The following is a 16,722-nucleotide window of genomic DNA, read 5'->3' on the forward strand; positions in this document are numbered from 1 at the left end:
CCTTACGTGACCGAGAACGTCACCTCCGCCGCCCGCATCACCGCGGTCGACACCTACGACATCCGCTTCCCCACGTCCAGGGAGCTCGACGGCTCCGACGCCATGAACCCCGACCCCGACTACTCGGCGGCGTACGTCGTGCTGCGCGCCGACGCCCCGGGCGGTCCCGAGGGGCATGGCTTCACCTTCACCATCGGGCGTGGCAACGATGTCCAGGTCGCCGCGATCGACTCCCTGAGGGAGCACGTCCTCGGGCGGCCGGTGGCCGACCTCGCCGCCGACCCCGGCTCGCTGGCCCGCGACCTGACCGGTGACAGCCAGCTCCGCTGGCTGGGCCCCGAGAAGGGCGTGATGCACATGGCGATCGGCGCCGTCGTCAACGCCGCCTGGGACCTGGCCGCGAAGTCCGCGGGCAAGCCGCTGTGGCAGTTCCTCGCCGACGCCGAGCCCGAGTGGCTGGTGAGCCAGGTCGACTTCCGCTACCTCACCGACGCCCTCACCCCCGACGATGCGCTCGACCTGCTGCGCCGGGGCCGCGAAGGCGCCGCCGAGCGCGCGGCCCGGCTGCGCGAGCGCGGCTACCCCGCCTACACCACCTCGCCCGGATGGCTCGGCTACGACGACGAGAAGCTGACGCGGCTCGCCGCGCAGGCCGTCGCCGACGGCTTCACCCAGATCAAGCTGAAGGTCGGCGCCGACCTGGCCGACGACATCCGCCGCTGCCGCGTGGCGCGCTCCGTCGTCGGCCCGGACATCCGGATGGCCATCGACGCCAACCAGCGCTGGAACGTCGACGAGGCCATCGAGTGGACCAGCGCGCTGGCCGAGTTCGCCCCCTACTGGGTGGAGGAGCCCACCAGCCCCGACGACATCCTCGGCCACGCCGCGATCCGCCGGGACGTCGCACCGGTCAAGGTCGCCACCGGCGAGCACGTGCAGAACCGCATCGTCTTCAAGCAGCTCCTCCAGGCCGGGTCCATCGACGTCCTCCAGATAGACGCGGCCCGCGTCGGCGGCGTCAACGAGAACCTCGCCATCCTGCTGCTCGCCGCCAAGTTCGGCGTCCCCGTCTGCCCGCACGCCGGCGGGGTGGGCCTGTGCGAGCTGGTCCAGCACCTGTCGATGTTCGACTACGTGGCGCTCACCGGCACGACCGAGGACCGTGTGATCGAGTACGTCGACCACCTCCACGAGCACTTCGAGGACCCGGTGGTGATCGGCGACGGCCACTACCGGGCCCCGTCCGCACCCGGCTTCTCGGCAACCATCCGTCCCGAGTCGATCGCGGAGTACACCTACCCGGACGGCACCTTCTGGGTCGCCGACCTGGCCGAGCGAAAGGATGCAGCGGTATGACGGAAACCACGTCGCCGCACCCGGCGGCCTCTCAGGAGTTCGCGGGACTGAAAGCCCTGGTCACCGGGGGCGCCTCCGGCATCGGACGGGCCACCGCCGAGCTGCTGGCGGCGCGCGGCGCCCGCGTCGCCGTGCTGGACCTCGACCCCGGCGACCTGGACGGCGGCAGCCGGCCCCTGCTCGGCTACCGTGCGGACGTCACCGACGACGCCTCGGTGCGCGCCGGGGTCACCGCCGCCACCGCCGCCCTCGGCGGCCTGGACATCCTGGTGAACAACGCCGGCATCGGCGCCCGCGGCACCGTCGAGGACAACGACGACGACGAGTGGCGGCGGGTGCTCGACGTCAACGTCCTCGGCATCGTCCGCACCACCCGCGCCGCGCTGCCCCACCTGCGCCGCGGCGCCGAGGTCGGCCGGAGCGCCGCGATCGTCAACACCTGCTCCATAGCCGGCACCGCGGGGCTGCCGCAGCGCGCCCTGTACAGCGCCAGCAAGGGCGCGGTGTACTCGCTGACGCTCGCCATGGCCGCGGACCACGTCCGCGAGGGCGTCCGGGTCAACTGCGTCACCCCGGGCACCGTCGACACCCCCTGGGTCGGCAGGCTGCTGGACGCGGCCGACGACCCGGCCGCCGAGCGTGCCGCGCTGGAGGCCCGGCAGCCCACCGGGCGGCTGGTGAGCGCGGACGAGGTGGCCGCCGCCATCGCCTACCTGGCGAGTCCGCTGTCCGGCGCCACCACCGGCACCGCACTCGCCGTGGACGGCGGTATGCAGGGGCTCAGGCTCCGCCCGGCCGGACGGTGAGCGCCGTGCCCAGCATGCCGGCCCGCACCCTCGGCCGCGGCCCGGTCGGCGTGAGCGAGCTGGCGTTCGGCGCCGCGGCCATCGGCAACCTCTACACGCCGGTCACCGGCCAGGGCGCGCGTGCCGCGGTCGACGCCGCGTGGGAGGCGGGCATCCGGTACTTCGACACGGCGCCGCACTACGGCATCGGCCTCTCCGAGCGGCGGCTCGGCGAGGCCCTCGCCGGCCGGCCCCGGGACCGGTACACCCTGTCCACCAAGGTGGGCCGCCTGCTGGAGCCCGCGGACGCCGCCACGGCGGCGGGCGACGACCTGGCGAACGGTTTCGCGGTGCCCGCCACGCACCGCCGGGTCTGGGACTTCAGCGCCGACGGCGTGCGCCGGTCCCTGGAGGAGAGCCTCACCCGGCTCGGCACCGACCGGGTGGACGTGGTCTACCTGCACGACCCGGACGACCACGGCGAGCAGGCGTTCCGCGAGGCCTACCCCGCGCTGGAGCGGCTGCGCTCCGAGGGCGTGGTGGGCGCGATCGGCGCCGGCATGAACCAGACGGACATGCTCACCAGGTTCGTCCGCGACACCGACGTCGACGCGGTGCTCTGCGCGGGCCGCTACACCCTGCTGGACCAGCGTGCGCTGACCGGGCTGCTGCCCGCCGCCGAGCGCCGCGGCACCTCCGTCGTGGTCGGCGGCGCCTTCAACTCCGGGCTGCTCGCCGACCCGAAGCCCGGCGCCACCTTCAACTACACCACCGCACCGCACGACCTGCTCGACACCGCCCTGCGGATGAAGGCCCTCGCCGAGCGGCACGGCACCACGCTGCGGGCCGCGGCCCTGGCCTTCCCGCTCGCCCACCCCGCCGTCGCGTCGGTGCTCGTCGGCACACGCTCCGCGGACGAGGTGGCGGACTGCGTGCGGCAGTACGCGAGCCCGGTGCCCGCGGACTTCTGGGCGGAACTGCGCGCCGAGCGGCTGCTGCCGCCCGACGTGCCCGTGCCGGGCGCATCCGCCGTGGAGAGGACGTCATGAGGGTCGCACTGCACACGACGGTCCGTGCCGAGAAGGTCCCGGAGTACGAGGCCGCGCACCGCGAGGTCCCCAGGGAGCTGACGGCCGCGATCCGCGCGGCGGGCGCCACCTCGTGGACCATCTGGCGCAGCGGCACCCACCTCTTCCACCTGCTGGAGTGCGAGGACTACGCCCGGCTGCTGGCCGAGCTGGAGAACCTGCCGGTGAACGTCGCCTGGCAGGCCCGGATGGCCGAACTCCTCGACACCGCCCACGACTACTCGCCGGACGGCGCCGAGGCGGGCCTGCCGGTCGTATGGGAGCTGCCATGACCACACCCTCGGACACTCACGACGGGAACGGCGCGGCCACCGGCGGGAGCCCGCCCCCCGCGCCGGCGGGGCCGGGGATCGTCGACGCCCACCACCACGTCTGGGACCTGTCGGTGCGCGACCAGGAATGGATCACCGGTCAGGCCATGGCGCCGATCCGGCGGAACTTCACGGTGGACGACCTGGCGCCCGAGGCGCGCGCCAAGGGCGTCACGGCCAGCGTGCTGGTGCAGACGGTCTCCGCCGCCGCCGAGACCCCGGACTTCCTGGCCATCGCGGACGGCAGCGACCTGGTCGCCGGCGTGGTCGGCTGGACCGACCTGACCAGGCCGGACGCCGAGGAGTCGCTGGCGAGGCTGCGCGCCCTGCCCGGCGGACGCCACCTGGTCGGCATCCGGCACCAGGTGCAGGGCGAGAACGACCCGCAGTGGCTGCAGCGGCCGGACGTGCGCCGCGGACTGGCCGCGGTCGCCGACGCCGGCCTCGTCTACGACCTGGTGGTGCTGCCGCACCAGCTGCCGGCCTGCGTGCGGGCCGCGGCCGAGCTGCCCCAGCTCACCTTCGTCCTGGACCACCTCGGCAAGCCGCCCATCGCCGCGGGCACGCTGGAGCCCTGGGCCGCCCAGGTCCGTGCCCTGGCCGCACAGCCGAACACCGTCTGCAAGCTCTCCGGCATGGTCACCGAGGCCGCCTGGGACTCCTGGACGGCGGCGGACCTGCGGCCGTACGCCGAGACCGTGCTGGACGCCTTCGGGCCCGGCCGGGTGATGTTCGGCTCCGACTGGCCCGTGTGCAATCTCGCGGCCGACTACGGGCAGGTCGTGGACACCGCGCACCTGCTCGCCGAGGAGCTGTCCGGCGACGAGCGGGCCCAGGTCTTCTCCGGCACCGCCACCCGCGTCTACGGGCTGTAGCGGTACGGGCCGCGGGGTGCCGCCCTCGCGCGCTCCCGCGGCCCGCACGCGCCGGCCCTCCCGAGCCTCGCGGGCTCGCGGGGCGCCGGCCCGCCGTCGTCCCCTGGCTCGGGGCTCCCGTGCCGCTCAGGGCTCCGGAGGCCCGGCCTCCAGCCGGGTCGGGGGCCAGTACTCGCGGATGTAGGTGCGGTCCCAGCAGGCGCCCGTCGCGCGCAGCTCGGCCGGGGTGGTGAACCGGTAGCGGTAGAGCAGCGCGCGGACGGCCCCGGGCGGGTCCTCGGCGGGGAAGGGCGAGCGGCGCAGCAGCCGCAGCGTGTCCCGGTCCCCGGTGAGCAGGCGCTCCACCAGCGGGCCGAACCACGGACGGGCGTAGGCGGGGGAGAGCGCGGCGAACCACATCAGCCAGTCGAGACGCAGATGGTACGGCGCGAACTGGCGCGGCCAGCGCCGGGGATCGCCCGGCTTGCCCCGGAACTCGTACTCCCGCCACTGCGCGTCCTGCCGCGGCCGCGGATCCTCGGTGCCCTCCAGCACCACCTCCAGGCGGATCCGGTTGACGCTGCCGAAGGCGCCGTAGGTGTTGACCAGGTGCAGCGGGTCGAACGAGAAGTTCATCAGCTGCCGCCGGGCCAGGAGGTTGCGCGCCGGCCGGTAGCTCAGGGCCACGAGAGTGGCCGCGACCGTGAGCACCACCACCTCGTACCAGAGCGGCGCGGGCGGCTGGGCGCGGTCGCCGGCGAGCGGGGCGAGGTCGAGGGCGGCCAGGGCCAGCACGATGGTCACCCAGTTCAGCCAGGCGAAATTGCCCGAGAGCACCAGCCACAGCTGGGTGGCGATCATCAGCGCGGCGGCGATCGACGCGACCGGCTGGGGAGTGAAGAGCAGGACCGGCACGACGAGCTGCGTGACGTGGTTCGCCGCCACCTCCAGGCGGTGCAGCGGCTTCGGCATGCGGTGGAAGAACCAGCTCAGCGGGCCCGGCATCGGCTGTGTCTCGTGGTGGTAGTCCAGACAGGTGAGCCGGCGCCAGCAGGCGTCCCCGCGGATCTTGATCAGGCCCGCCCCGAACTCCACCCGGAACAGCACCCAGCGCAGCAGGAACAGCACCACGATCGGGGGCCCCACGTGGTCGTTGCCGAGCCAGATGGCCAGGAACCCCACTTCGAGCAGCAGCGTCTCCCAGCCGAAGCCGTACCAGGTCTGCCCGACGTTCACGATCGACAGGTACAGCGCCCACGGCAGGGCCCACAGCAGCATCGCCGCCCACAGCGGCACCAGGTCGCCGGCGCCCGCGAGCAGGGCCAGGGCCACGGCGCAGCCCAGCCAGCAGCAGCCCGCGAAGAACCGGTCCGAGTAGTGGGCGTGGAAGACGCTCGGCGCCCGCCGGAAGGGCACCCGGGCCACGTGATCGGGCACCGGCAGCATGCCGTGTCTGCCGATCAGCGCCCTGAACTGCAGGGCTGACGCGAGGAAGGCCACCAGATAGAGGGCGGCCAGGCCCCGCTGTAAGATCAGCCGGCTCATCCAGTAGCCGTCGGCCGTGAACCATTCCATGTCACCAGTGTGACGCTGAGTCATGCATGGAGGCTCCCGGAGGGAGGGCGGCGGCACACTGGAGGCGGCGCCTGGTGCGAAAGATATATAGGCTTCACAATCGGGGCGGACCGGTAGATATCGGTGGGCCGGCGCGGGAGCGCCGGAACAGCGGGGACGCCGGCAAGTCGGCAACTGGTGGCAAGGTGGTCCATGATCGAGCGGGGCGCGAAGGCGCCGTCACTCCCGGGGGACTGGCCCGTCCATCCGGACCCCGTCCTGGCGCTCAACGGCATGGGCAGCTTCGACTGGGACCTCGACAGCGGCCGCCTGCACCTGGACGACCAGGGCCACGAGGTACTGGACCTGCGGCCCGGTGAGTACGACGGTGTCGCCCACAGCCTCAGCTCGCGCCTCCCGCCGAACGAGGCGTCCCGGCTCGACGCGGTCGTCTCGAAGGCGCTGAAGACCGGCGCGGAGAACTACGGCACCTACTTCCGGGTCCGCCGCCACGACGGCAGCCTGCGCTGGACCCACGCCCAGGGCTACATCCGCCGCGACGAGGCGGGCCGGCCGCGGCGCATCTTCGGCATCGTGCGCGACGCCACCGAGGAACTCGCCGACAAGACCACCCCGCGGGAGCGGACGCGGGAGGCCGTGTCCGGCGACGAGCGCAGGCGGCGCACGAGCATCGTGCAGCGCGTCACCGCGGCCCTCGCCCACGCCCGGACCGTCCAGGACGTCATCGACGTACTGGAGGACACCCGCGGCCTGCTGCACACGGGCGCCGCCGGCCTCGTCATGGGCCTCGTGGAGGCCGGGCGGATCAACCTGGTGTGGCGGGGCCCCGTGGGCGGCGACATGCCGGACGCCACGCTCCTGCGGACCGACAGCCCGTATCCGATGAGCGAGGTGGTGCGCACGCTCAAGCCCCGGTTCGTCGAGTCGCCGGAGGAGTTCTCCTCCGCCTACCCGCTGCTCTGGCAGCGGTTCGGGCACCTGGGCATCACGGCCGGCGCCTACCTGCCGCTCATCGCGCAGGCCCGCCCGATCGGCGCACTCGGGCTGCTGTACCACGACAAGTTCGGCTTCTCCCAGGAGGAGCGCGACCTCCTCGTCGCCCTGAGCAGCAGCATCGGCCAGAGCCTGCAGAGGGCCATGTTCTTCGAGCAGGAGAAGGACCTCGCCGAGAGCCTCCAGCAGGCCATGCTGCCGCGCACCATCCCCGAGGTGCCCGGCGCCGAGGTCGCGGTCCGCTACCGCTCGGCAGCCCTCGGCCGGGACATCGGCGGCGACTGGTACGACGTGATACCCCTGCCCGGCGACCGGGTCGGCGTGGTCATCGGGGACGTGCAGGGCCACGACACCCACGCCGCGGCGGTGATGGGCCAGCTCCGCATCGTGCTGCGCGCCTACGCGATGGAGGGGCACTCACCCGCCGCCCTGATGGCCAGGGCCTCCGTCTTCCTGCACGAACTGGACACCGAGCGCTTCGCGACCTGCCTCTACGCCGAGGTGGACCTGGCCACCGGGATCGCCCAGCTGGTCCGCGCGGGCCACCTCGACCCGCTGCTGCGGCACGCGGACGGCGCCTGCCGCCGGCTGCCCGTGGAGGGCGGGCTCCCGCTCGGCCTCTCCGCGGAGTTCGACCAGCTCGCCTACCCCGTCGGCATCATGGAGCTGGACCCCGGCGAGACCCTGCTGCTGTGCACCGACGGCCTCGTCGAGAAGCCCGGCGGGGACCTGGACGACGGCATGCAGAACCTGACCGCCCTGGTCGACACAGGCCCCGGCGACCTGGCGGGGCTCGCCGACCGGCTCTGCGTGGCCGCCGACGAGCTGAGCGGCCGCGACGACGTGGCGCTGCTGCTGCTCCGCCGCAGGGGAGTCGACGCCCCGCAGAGCGGCGGCCGGCTCCAGCAGCACATCGAACCGGGCGACCCCGACGCCTTCCACGAGGCCCGCCACATGATCCGCGCGGCGGTGCACGCCTGGGGCGCCGCCGAGCGCACCGACGAGATAGAGCTGGTGGCCGGAGAGCTGATCACCAACTCCCTGACGCACACCGAGGGCCCCGCGATCGTCACGCTCCGTGTGCTGACCGGGCTCGACCGCCGGCTGCGGGTCGAGGTCGAGGACGGCTCCAGCGCCCTGCCGCGCCGCCGGGACGCCGGCGACATCGGCGTGTCCGGGCGGGGCCTGCTGCTGGTGGACCGGATGGCGGACGTATGGGGCGTGGAGTCGCGCGGCAGCGGCAAGTGCGTCTGGGGCGAGTTCGTGGTGCCACGGCGAGAATGACGGACAGTGATCGGACTCCGGGGGTGGCACCCTGGATCCATGCCCGAACTCCCCGAGGTGGAAGCGCTCACCGGCTTCCTCGGCGACCACCTGACCGAGCACGAGATCGTGCGGGTGCTGCCGGTCGCCATCAGCGTGCTGAAGACCTACGAACCGCCCGTGACCGCCCTGGAGGGCCGGAGCGTGATGGCGGTGCGCCGGTACGGAAAGTTCCTCGACCTGGACGCCGGCGGCCTGCACATGGTCGTCCACCTTGCCCGCGCCGGCTGGCTGCACTGGCGCGACCGGCTGCCCGACGGTCCCGCCCGTCACCCGGCCACCACCCCTCATCGACGCGCTGCGCGCGACCTCGCCCTGATGCGTCCCGGCAAGGGCCCCCTGGCCCTGCGGGTCGCGCTGGAGACCGGCGAGGGCTTCGACCTCACCGAGCAGGGCACCCAGAAGCGCCTGGCCGTGTACGTCGTGCGCGACCCCGCGGAGGTGCCCGGCGTCGCCAGGCTGGGCCCCGACCCGCTCGACGTGGGCTTCGACGAGGCCCGCCTCGCCGCCCTGCTGGCGGGGGAGCGGCGGCAGATCAAGGGCGCGCTGCGCGACCAGAGCCTGATCGCCGGAATCGGCAACGCCTACAGCGACGAGATCCTGCACGCCGCGCGGATGTCGCCGTACAAGCTGGCGGCGCGACTCGGCGCCGACGAGGTGCACGGCCTGTACGAGGCGATGCGCGGCACGCTCGGCGACGCGGTGGAACGGGCGCGGGGCGTGGCCGCGGGGCGGCTGAAGGCCGAGAAGAAGAGCGGGCTCAGGGTGCACGGCCGGGCCGGCGAGCCCTGCCCGGTGTGCGGTGACACCGTGCGGGAGGTGTCGTTCAGCGACTCCAGCCTCCAGTACTGCCCCACCTGCCAGACCGACGGGAAGATCCTCGCCGACCGCCGGATGTCGCGCCTGCTGAAGTAGCCCGCTCGCGCCGCCTGCACACCCGTGTCGCGAACCTCTACACTCCAGCCGCATGCTGCGCGTACTGGCCGTGGACGACGAGGAGCCCGCGCTCGCGGAGCTGATGTACCTGCTGCGGGCCGACGCCCGGGTCGGCCAGGTCGAGGGGGCCACCGACGCCACCGGCGCGCTGCGCCGGATCGGGCGCGCGCTGGAGTCCGGGCCCGACGCCGAGGACGCCTTCGACGTGCTCTTCCTCGACATCCGGATGGCGGGCCTCACCGGCCTGGACGTCGCCAGGCTGCTGGCCGGCTTCGCCAGGCCCCCGCTGATCGTGTTCGTCACCGCCCACGAGGACTTCGCCGTCCAGGCCTTCGACCTCAAGGCGGTGGACTACCTCCTCAAGCCGGTGCGCAAGGAGCGCCTCGCCGAGGCGGTGAGCCGGGTCGCCGAGCAGCTCGCGGTCATCCGGCGCTCCGGGGACCACGCCCCGGCCGACCGGACCCCCGCGGGCGGCACGGACCGCGTCCGCACCGTCGGAGCCGAGGGCGTGCCCAACGCCGGCGCCGACCGCATCCCCGTGGAACTCGGCGGCGTCGTCCGGCTGCTGGCCGTCGCCGACATCACCTACGCCGAGGCCCAGGGCGACTACGCCCGGCTGCACACCCCGGACGGCAGCCACCTGGTGCGCATCCCGCTGGCCACGCTGGAGGAGCGCTGGGAGCCCTACGGGTTCGTCCGCATCCACCGCAGCCACCTGGTGGCGCTGCACCGGATCGACGAACTCCGGCTGGACGGCGGCGGCATGAGCGTGCGGATCGGCGGCGCGCAGCTCGCCGTGAGCAGGCGGCACGCGAGCCGGGTGCGGGAGCTGCTGGTGCGACGCGCGGGCAACTGACCGGCGCGCGGGCCCTGCTCGTGCGGAAGACCACGGACATTGTGCGTACGGAAGCCACGGGCCCGGCGGCCTCGCACGGGTGTCCGCCTTCCCTTCCGGCCGCGACCTGCTTACACTCCACGCCGTGTCCGCCAGCGCCGAGCCCGCACCCCGCCGTGAGCGGGTCACCGGCGAGCCCCGCAGGGTGCACCGCATACCGCGCCACCGCACCCAGTGGGAGATCGACGAGCAGACCACGCTCGGCGCCGCCTACGTACGCTCCCTGATGCGCAGCCAGCTGCGGACCGGGCTGGCCGCGTTGGCGCTTCTCGCGCTGCCCGTCGTCACCCTGCCGCTGTTCTTCACGGCGCTGGGCAGTGCCACCCTCGTGTGGGCGGTGCTCGGCTTCTGCTGCTACCCGCTGCTGGTCCTGCTGGGCTGGTGGTACGTACGGCGCGCCGAGCGCAACGAGCGCGACTTCGCCCGCCTGGTGCGCGGCACCGACCCCCACGGGCCGCCGTGAACGAGGCGTACGCCGTCTGCGCCGTGGCCGGCGTGGTGCTCGCCACCGTCCTCATCGGCGGCTTCGGCCTCAGGATCTCCCGCACCACCTCCGACTTCTACGTGGCCTCGCGCACCGTGGGCGCCTCGCTCAACGCCGCGGCGATCAGCGGTGAGTACCTCTCCGCCGCCTCGTTCCTCGGCGTCGCGGGGCTGCTGCTCGTCCAGGGGCCCGAGATGCTCTGGTACCCGGTGGGCTACACCGCGGGCTACCTCGTCCTGCTGATCTTCGTGGCCGCGCCGCTGCGGCGCTCCGGTGCCTACACACTCCCGGACTTCGCCGAGGGGCGGTTGGAGTCGGCGCGGGTGCGCCGGGTCGTCAGCGTGCTGGTGGTGGGCGCGGGCTGGCTCTACCTGGTGCCCCAGTTGCAGGGTGCCGGGCTGACGCTGGGCACCCTGACGGGCGCGCCCCGCTGGCTCGGCGCGGTGCTCGTCGCCTGCGTGGTGGTGGTCGCCGTGGCGGCGGGCGGCATGCGCAGCATCACCTTCGTGCAGGCCTTCCAGTACTGGCTCAAGCTCACCGCGCTGCTGGTGCCCGCGGTCTTCCTGCTGCTCGCCTGGCGCCACGACGGCAGCACCCCGCCGGCGTTCCCCACGGACCCGGACGTGATGTCCGGGGCGCCGGGCCCCGACCAGCCGCTCTCCGACACCCGCGCCGACCACCCGCTGTACGCCACCTACGGCCTGATCGTCGCCACCTTCCTCGGCACCATGGGCCTCCCGCACGTGGTGGTGCGCTTCTACACCAGCCCCAACGGCCGCGCCGCGCGCCGCACCACCGTCGTCGTCCTCGCACTGGTCGGCCTGTTCTACCTGCTGCCGCCCGTCTACGGCTGGCTCGGCCGGCTGTACGCGCCGGAGCTGACCGGCAGCGGGGAGGCCGACACGGCCGTGCTGCTGCTGCCGGGGCGCGCCGTCGGCGGGGTCGGCGGCGATCTGCTGGGCGCGCTGGTCGCGGGCGGCGCCTTCGCGGCCTTCCTGTCCACCGCGTCCGGGCTCACCATGGCGGTCTCCGGAGTGCTCAGCCAGGACGTGCTGCCGGCCCGCGGGCCCCGGCACTTCCGGCTGGCCACGGTGCTGGCGATGGGCGTGCCGCTCGGCGGCGCGCTGCTGATGGAGGGGATACCGGTGGCGGACGCGGTGGGGATGGCGTTCGCGGTGTCCGCGTCGTCGTTCTGCCCGCTGCTGGTCCTCGGCATCTGGTGGCGCAGGCTCACCCCGCCGGGGGCCATGGCGGGGCTGCTGCTGGGCGGCGGCTCCGCGCTGGTCGCGGTCACGCTGACGGCGGCCGGGGCCGGCGTCGCGAGCACCCGCTGGCTGCACACGCTGCTGGCCTGGCCCGCCGTCTGGTCGGTGCCCGTGGGGTTCCTCGCCATGGTGCTGGTCTCGCTGGCCACCCCCGGCAGCATCCCGCCGCACACGTCCGCCACCATGACCCGGCTCCACCTGCCGGAGTCGCTGAGCGTCCGGCAGACCGCGGCCGCCGCCGGGGGAGCCCGGGCGCACGCGCGGCCGGAGCGCCCGGCACCCGAGGCGAGCGGATGACCGGCACCGCGGCCGCCGTGCTGCTCGCGCTCTGCCCGCTGCTGCTGGCGGGCGGGTTCCTGGTGGGCCGGCGCACCGCGCACCCGGGCGGTCGCAGCGACGTCGGCTCGCCGGTGGAGCGCGCCACCTTCGAGACCCTGCACACCGCCTCGCTCGCCGCGCCCCCGCTGCGCGCCGGGCTGACCGAGGACACCGCCCGCAAGGCGGTGCGGGGACTGCGCACGCTGCTGGGCACCGACGCGCTCTGCGTCACCGGCCGCTCCTCCGTGCTCGCCTGGGACGGCGGCGGGGAGGAGCACGCCGGGCACGTGATGGAGAAGCTGGCCGGCCTGCTGGCCACCGGCCGCTCGACCGCCTTCGACTGCGGCTGCGGCGACCCGGACTGCCCGCTGCGCTGGGGGGTGGCGGCGGCCGTGGTGGTCGACCAGCGGGTGCTGGGCGCGCTGGTGACGTACGCGACACGCGACTTCGCGGTGCTGGCCCGCGCCACCGACGAGGTGGCCCGCTGGGTCTCCGTGCAGCTCGAACTGGCCGAGCTGGACCGCTCGCGCACCCGGCTGATCGAGGCGGAGATCCGGGCGCTGCGCGCGCAGATCTCCCCGCACTTCATCTTCAACTCGCTCGCGGCGATCGCCTCGTTCGTACGCACCGACCCCGAGCGGGCGAGGGAACTGCTGCTGGAGTTCGCCGACTTCACCCGGTACTCGTTCCGGCGGCACGGGGACTTCACCACGCTCGCCGACGAGCTGCACTCCATCGACCAGTACCTGGCGCTGGTGCGTGCCCGCTTCGGCGACCGGCTCTCGGTGACCCTGCAGATCGCGCCCGAGGTGCTGCCGGTGTCCCTGCCGTTCCTCTGCCTCCAGCCGCTGGTGGAGAACGCCGTGAAGCACGGTCTGGAGGGCGCAGTGGCGCGCAGCAGCATCACCATCAGCGCGAAGGACGCGGGCGCCGAGGCGGAGGTGGTGATCGAGGACGACGGGGTCGGCATGGAGCCCGAGCTGCTCCGCCGGATCCTGCGCGGCGAGGGCGAGGCGACGTCGGGCGTCGGCCTGTCCAACGTGGACGAGCGGCTGCGGCAGGTCTTCGGGGACGACTACGGGCTGGTCATCGACACCGGTGTGGGGGCGGGCATGCGGATCACGATCCGGATTCCCAAGTACCGGGCGGGCGTGCACTCGTCGCCGGCCGACAGCGAGGGCTGAGCGGGGGCCGCCGGGGGAGGCCGGGGTGGCGCACGGCATGTGCGCGGGAGGGTCTGAGTCTGCCGGGGTGTGCGTGAGTGGGTCTGCGTGTGCCGGGGTGCGTGCGGGTGTGTCTGCGTGTGCCGGCCGTGCGGCGCGGGGTCAGAAGAGGTGTATCGCGAGGTGGCCGAGCGGCAGTCCGAGCTGCCAGGCCGGTGTCCAGACCTGTGGTGCCTCGTCCTCCTCGGGGACCGGGCCGCCCCCGGGTACCGCGTCGAGGTCCGGGGCGAGCAGTTCGGTCTCCTCCAGCCACCGCCAGGCGCACGCGGCCAGCTCCAGGTCGGGGCCGACGCCGCCGGACGCCACCGCGTCGGCGGTGAGCAGCGCCATGCGCTCGCGCACCCAGTCGCGCCACGGCTGGTCGTACGCCGTCAGCGACAGCCAGGTCTCCAAGTACGCGACGACGTGGGGGCCGCTGAGCTCGCTCTCCGGGTCGGACAGGAAGATGGTCAGCGCCAGGGCGTCACGCCCGGCGCGGTACTCGAACGAGGTGGGCGGCATCAGATCCCCGCTGCGCAGCACCTCGTCGGCGACGTACTCGGCGTACAACCATGCCATGGGGACGGTGACTTCGCCTCCGCCGGCGCCGTCCGTACTCCCTCGGCCTGCGTGCTGCATCCCTTCCCGCCTTCCTCCGGTCCGTGGCGCGCCCCGGCCGGGCCCCTGATGTCTGTGGAACACGGATGAGGACAGCCGAGTACGCAACCGGCGCACTGGCAAGGCGCTTTGCGAATGTTTTGCCTCAGCCACGGTTTCACGCCTGGTCGGAGGCGTAACCGGGAAGCACCCGGCGCAGCGCCCGCAGAGCGTAGTACGCCCGGGACTTCACAGTACCGGGAGGGATCCCCAGGGCCTGGGCGGCTTCCGCCACGCTCGCCCCGCGGAAGTACACCTGCAACAGGACATCGCGGTGCTCGGGAGTGAGAGTCTTCACAGCCTCGCGGACATCGAGGGCCGCGGCGGCGCGCTCCGCGTGGTCGGCACAGATCCGCGCGCTCTCCGTCACCACGCCCGGCACCTCGGCGGGGCGGGCGAGACGGGCGCGCCGGGCGTCGATCGCGAGCCGCCTGCCGACCGTGAACAGCCAGGGGCGCACCGACTCGTAGTCGGCGGCCAGGGCCTCCGGGTGCTGCCAGGCGCGCACCAGGGTCTCCTGCACCAGGTCCTCGGCGCGCTGCCGGTCGCCGTCGCTCAGTCGCAGCAGCAGTGCGAAGAGCGGACCCGCGTGCTCGCGCAGCAGCTCGGCGAGCTCCCGCTCCCCCGTCCTCACGGTCATGGGCGTATGGCACCGCAGTCCCGGCCGGCTCGGACAGGGCAGGGGCCGCGGTCTGCGGCGGGCGGTCGAAGCGGTCGGCGAGCGGTGCGGCGAGCGGGTGACCGGGCGACCGGGGAGTGCGGCCTCCCCGTACCCCTCTGTCGGGGGTCTGCCCTTGCGGTGGGCTGCTTGTGTGCGGCGGAGTGGTCGCCTTCTGCGCAGTTCCCCGCGCTCCTTTGCCAGGGCCCTGCCCCTTGCGGTGGGCTACTTGTCTGCGGCGTGGTGGTCATTCTTGCGCAGTTCCCCGCGCCCCTTGTCGGCGCCGTGGTCCTTGCGGTGGCCTGCTTGTCCGCGCGCGGTGGTCGCTTCTCGCGCAGTTCCCCGCGCCCCTTCAGGCGCCGTGCGTACCGGTAAGGCCGTGCCCCGAAGGGGCGCGGGGAACTGCGCGACCAGCCACGACGCGGGAGTAGATCTTCGAAGGGCGCAAGGGGCAGGGCCTCTGATAAGGGGCGCGGGGAACTGCGCGAGAGGCCACGGCGTGGGGGCAGGTCCTCGAAGGGCGCAGGGGGCAGGCCCCTGACAGAGGGGCGCGGGGACTGCGCAGAAAAGCGACCACCACGGCCTCGGGGTTCCGGCACGACCTCGGCACTCCCACCGGGAGGCCCGTGCCGCCGATTCGGGGACCGCTCCGGCATTGCTGCTTGACTGACTATTAGTCATATATGCGGATTGTGTAGGTAACGCAATCCGAGGAAGAGGCCGCCCATGCCCGAGCGCAGACCACGCAGCAGACCCGCACGTTGCCTCGGGCGTGCCGAGCCGGGAGCCGGCAGGATGCCGGGCGCCCGGGGCTGCCGCACCGCCGTGGAGCCCGGCCACGCCGGACGCCCCGGCAGGCTCCGGGGCGTCCTGCGCTGGACGCTGATGCCCGCGCTCACCGTCCTGCTGACCGTCGGCGCCTGCGCCACGCAGGAGCGGCACGCCGCCCGCGGCACCGGCCCCCACCCGATGGGCAGCGCCGGAGCGCAGCGCGGCTTCACCCTGGTCGCCTCCGGCGACGTGCTGCCGCACGACTCGGTGATCCGCCAGGCCGGCACCGACGCGGGTGGCCGCGGCTACGACTTCGCCCCGATGCTGGCGGACGTCAAACCGGTGGTGTCCCGGGCCGACCTGGCGATCTGCCACATGGAGACGGTCTACGGCGCGAAGGGCAACTACACCGGATACCCCTCCTTCAAGTCCCCGCCCGAGGTGGCCAAGGGCCTGCGCGCCACCGGGTACGACGCCTGCTCCACCGCCTCCAACCACACGCTCGACGACGGCGCCGCCGGCGTGCAGCGCACTCTGGACGCGCTGGACCGGGCCGGCGTGCGGCACACCGGATCGGCGCGCACCGCCGCGGAGGCGCGCGGACCCGCCTGGCTCCAGGCGGGCGGCGCCAGGGTCGCCCACCTCTCGTACACCTACGGCACCAACGGGATCGCGCTGCCCGCCGGCAAGCCGTGGACGGTCAACCTGATCGACCGGAACCGGATCGTCGCGGACGCCCGTGCGGCCCGCAAGGCCGGCGCCGACGTGGTCGTGGTGTCCGTCCACTGGGGCACCGAATGGCAGGACGAGCCGGACGCCCGGCAACTCACCCTCGCCCGGGAGCTCACCGCCGCCAGGACCGGCCCCCGCCCCGACATCGACCTCATCGTGGGCACCCACGCCCACATCCCGCAGGCCTACGAGAAGGTGGCGGGCACCTGGGTGGTCTACGGCATGGGCGACCAGATCGCCGGCGACATGATCAACCAGATGGGCCGGCCGGACCCGCGCGGCAACGAGAGCACCCTCGCCCGCTTCACCTTCGCGCCGCCCGCGCGCAGCGGCGAGCGGTGGCGGGTGACCAAGGCGGAGTTCATCCCGCAGTGGTACGACACCGCGACCGGCCGGGTCGTCAACCTCAACGAGGCCATCCGCAAGGGCCGCCCGGTGACCGCGGTGCGCGACCGGATCCGCAAGGTCGTGCTCAGCCGCGGCGCGGGCGGCGACGGCCTGGTCATGGGGCGGTAGCGG

At 73.9% G+C, this 16,722-nt stretch carries 15 protein-coding genes; 12 read left to right on the top strand and 3 right to left on the bottom strand.

Annotation, left to right across the window (positions count from 1 at the left end; translation table 11 throughout):
- The first annotated feature begins 6 nt into the window (after positions 1-6).
- From Sm713_RS37275 to Sm713_RS37295, 5 genes are read left to right on the top strand one after another with little or no spacing between them, the layout of a single operon-like run.
- The gene (locus Sm713_RS37275; RefSeq protein ID WP_212914350.1) at positions 7-1,356 is read left to right on the top strand and encodes an L-fuconate dehydratase; all 1,350 of its coding nucleotides are present in this window, start codon (positions 7-9) and stop codon (positions 1,354-1,356) included.
- Positions 1,353-2,162 (top strand): SDR family NAD(P)-dependent oxidoreductase, encoded by an 810-nt coding sequence (locus Sm713_RS37280; RefSeq protein ID WP_212914351.1) that lies wholly within the window; start codon positions 1,353-1,355, stop codon positions 2,160-2,162. The genes Sm713_RS37275 and Sm713_RS37280 overlap by 4 nt, the downstream gene beginning before the upstream one ends.
- A 14-nt stretch (positions 2,163-2,176) precedes the next feature.
- A complete protein-coding gene (locus Sm713_RS37285) occupies positions 2,177-3,190 on the top strand; it encodes an aldo/keto reductase (protein ID WP_212915097.1) in 1,014 nt (337 codons plus the stop codon).
- Positions 3,187-3,501 (top strand): L-rhamnose mutarotase, encoded by a 315-nt coding sequence (locus Sm713_RS37290; protein ID WP_212914352.1) that lies wholly within the window; start codon positions 3,187-3,189, stop codon positions 3,499-3,501. Before Sm713_RS37285 ends, Sm713_RS37290 begins: the two co-directional genes overlap by 4 nt.
- Positions 3,498-4,415: an amidohydrolase gene (locus tag Sm713_RS37295; protein WP_212914353.1), complete on the top strand. Its 918-nt coding sequence runs from the start codon at positions 3,498-3,500 to the stop codon at positions 4,413-4,415. Before Sm713_RS37290 ends, Sm713_RS37295 begins: the two co-directional genes overlap by 4 nt.
- 126 nt (positions 4,416-4,541) lie before the next feature.
- Here Sm713_RS37295 and Sm713_RS37300 read toward each other — a convergent pair whose 3' ends face one another.
- The gene (locus Sm713_RS37300; RefSeq protein ID WP_212914354.1) at positions 4,542-5,969 is read right to left on the bottom strand and encodes a lipase maturation factor family protein; all 1,428 of its coding nucleotides are present in this window, start codon (positions 5,967-5,969) and stop codon (positions 4,542-4,544) included.
- A 192-nt stretch (positions 5,970-6,161) separates the two neighbouring features.
- Here Sm713_RS37300 and Sm713_RS37305 point away from each other — a divergent pair, with 192 nt between their 5' ends.
- From Sm713_RS37305 to Sm713_RS37330, 6 genes are all read left to right on the top strand, one after another.
- Positions 6,162-8,246 carry a SpoIIE family protein phosphatase gene (locus Sm713_RS37305; protein WP_212914355.1) on the top strand — a complete coding sequence of 695 codons (2,085 nt, stop codon included), beginning with the start codon at positions 6,162-6,164 and terminating at the stop codon, positions 8,244-8,246.
- A gap of 39 nt (positions 8,247-8,285) precedes the next feature.
- Positions 8,286-9,200 carry an Fpg/Nei family DNA glycosylase gene (locus Sm713_RS37310; protein WP_212914356.1) on the top strand — a complete coding sequence of 305 codons (915 nt, stop codon included), beginning with the start codon at positions 8,286-8,288 and terminating at the stop codon, positions 9,198-9,200.
- 52 nt (positions 9,201-9,252) lie between these two features.
- Positions 9,253-10,077, top strand: coding sequence for a LytTR family DNA-binding domain-containing protein (locus Sm713_RS37315; protein WP_212914357.1), 825 nt, complete (start codon positions 9,253-9,255; stop codon positions 10,075-10,077).
- A 124-nt stretch (positions 10,078-10,201) separates the two neighbouring features.
- A complete protein-coding gene (locus Sm713_RS37320; RefSeq protein ID WP_212914358.1) occupies positions 10,202-10,579 on the top strand; it encodes a hypothetical protein in 378 nt (125 codons plus the stop codon).
- Positions 10,576-12,162, top strand: a complete 1,587-nt coding sequence (locus Sm713_RS37325) for a cation acetate symporter (RefSeq protein ID WP_212914359.1) — start codon at positions 10,576-10,578, stop codon at positions 12,160-12,162. Before Sm713_RS37320 ends, Sm713_RS37325 begins: the two co-directional genes overlap by 4 nt.
- Entirely contained in the window at positions 12,159-13,367 is a 1,209-nt protein-coding gene (locus Sm713_RS37330; protein ID WP_212914360.1) for a sensor histidine kinase, read from the top strand. The genes Sm713_RS37325 and Sm713_RS37330 overlap by 4 nt, the downstream gene beginning before the upstream one ends.
- Positions 13,368-13,508: 141 nt before the next feature.
- On the opposite strand, the gene Sm713_RS37335 is transcribed toward Sm713_RS37330, so the two are convergent.
- Both Sm713_RS37335 and Sm713_RS37340 read right to left on the bottom strand, forming a co-directional pair.
- Positions 13,509-14,024, bottom strand: a complete 516-nt coding sequence (locus Sm713_RS37335) for a hypothetical protein (RefSeq protein ID WP_212914361.1) — start codon at positions 14,022-14,024, stop codon at positions 13,509-13,511.
- 136 nt (positions 14,025-14,160) lie between these two features.
- On the bottom strand, positions 14,161-14,682 hold the full coding sequence (locus Sm713_RS37340; protein WP_212914362.1) for a sigma-70 family RNA polymerase sigma factor: 522 nt from the start codon (positions 14,680-14,682) through the stop codon (positions 14,161-14,163).
- Positions 14,683-15,585: 903 nt separating this feature from the next.
- Between Sm713_RS37340 and Sm713_RS37345 the strand changes: the two genes are divergently transcribed.
- On the top strand, positions 15,586-16,719 hold the full coding sequence (locus tag Sm713_RS37345; RefSeq protein WP_212915098.1) for a CapA family protein: 1,134 nt from the start codon (positions 15,586-15,588) through the stop codon (positions 16,717-16,719).
- Positions 16,720-16,722 lie beyond the last annotated feature (3 nt).

It is taken from the genome of Streptomyces sp. TS71-3 (genome assembly GCF_018327685.1).
Lineage (GTDB): Bacteria > Actinomycetota > Actinomycetes > Streptomycetales > Streptomycetaceae > Streptomyces.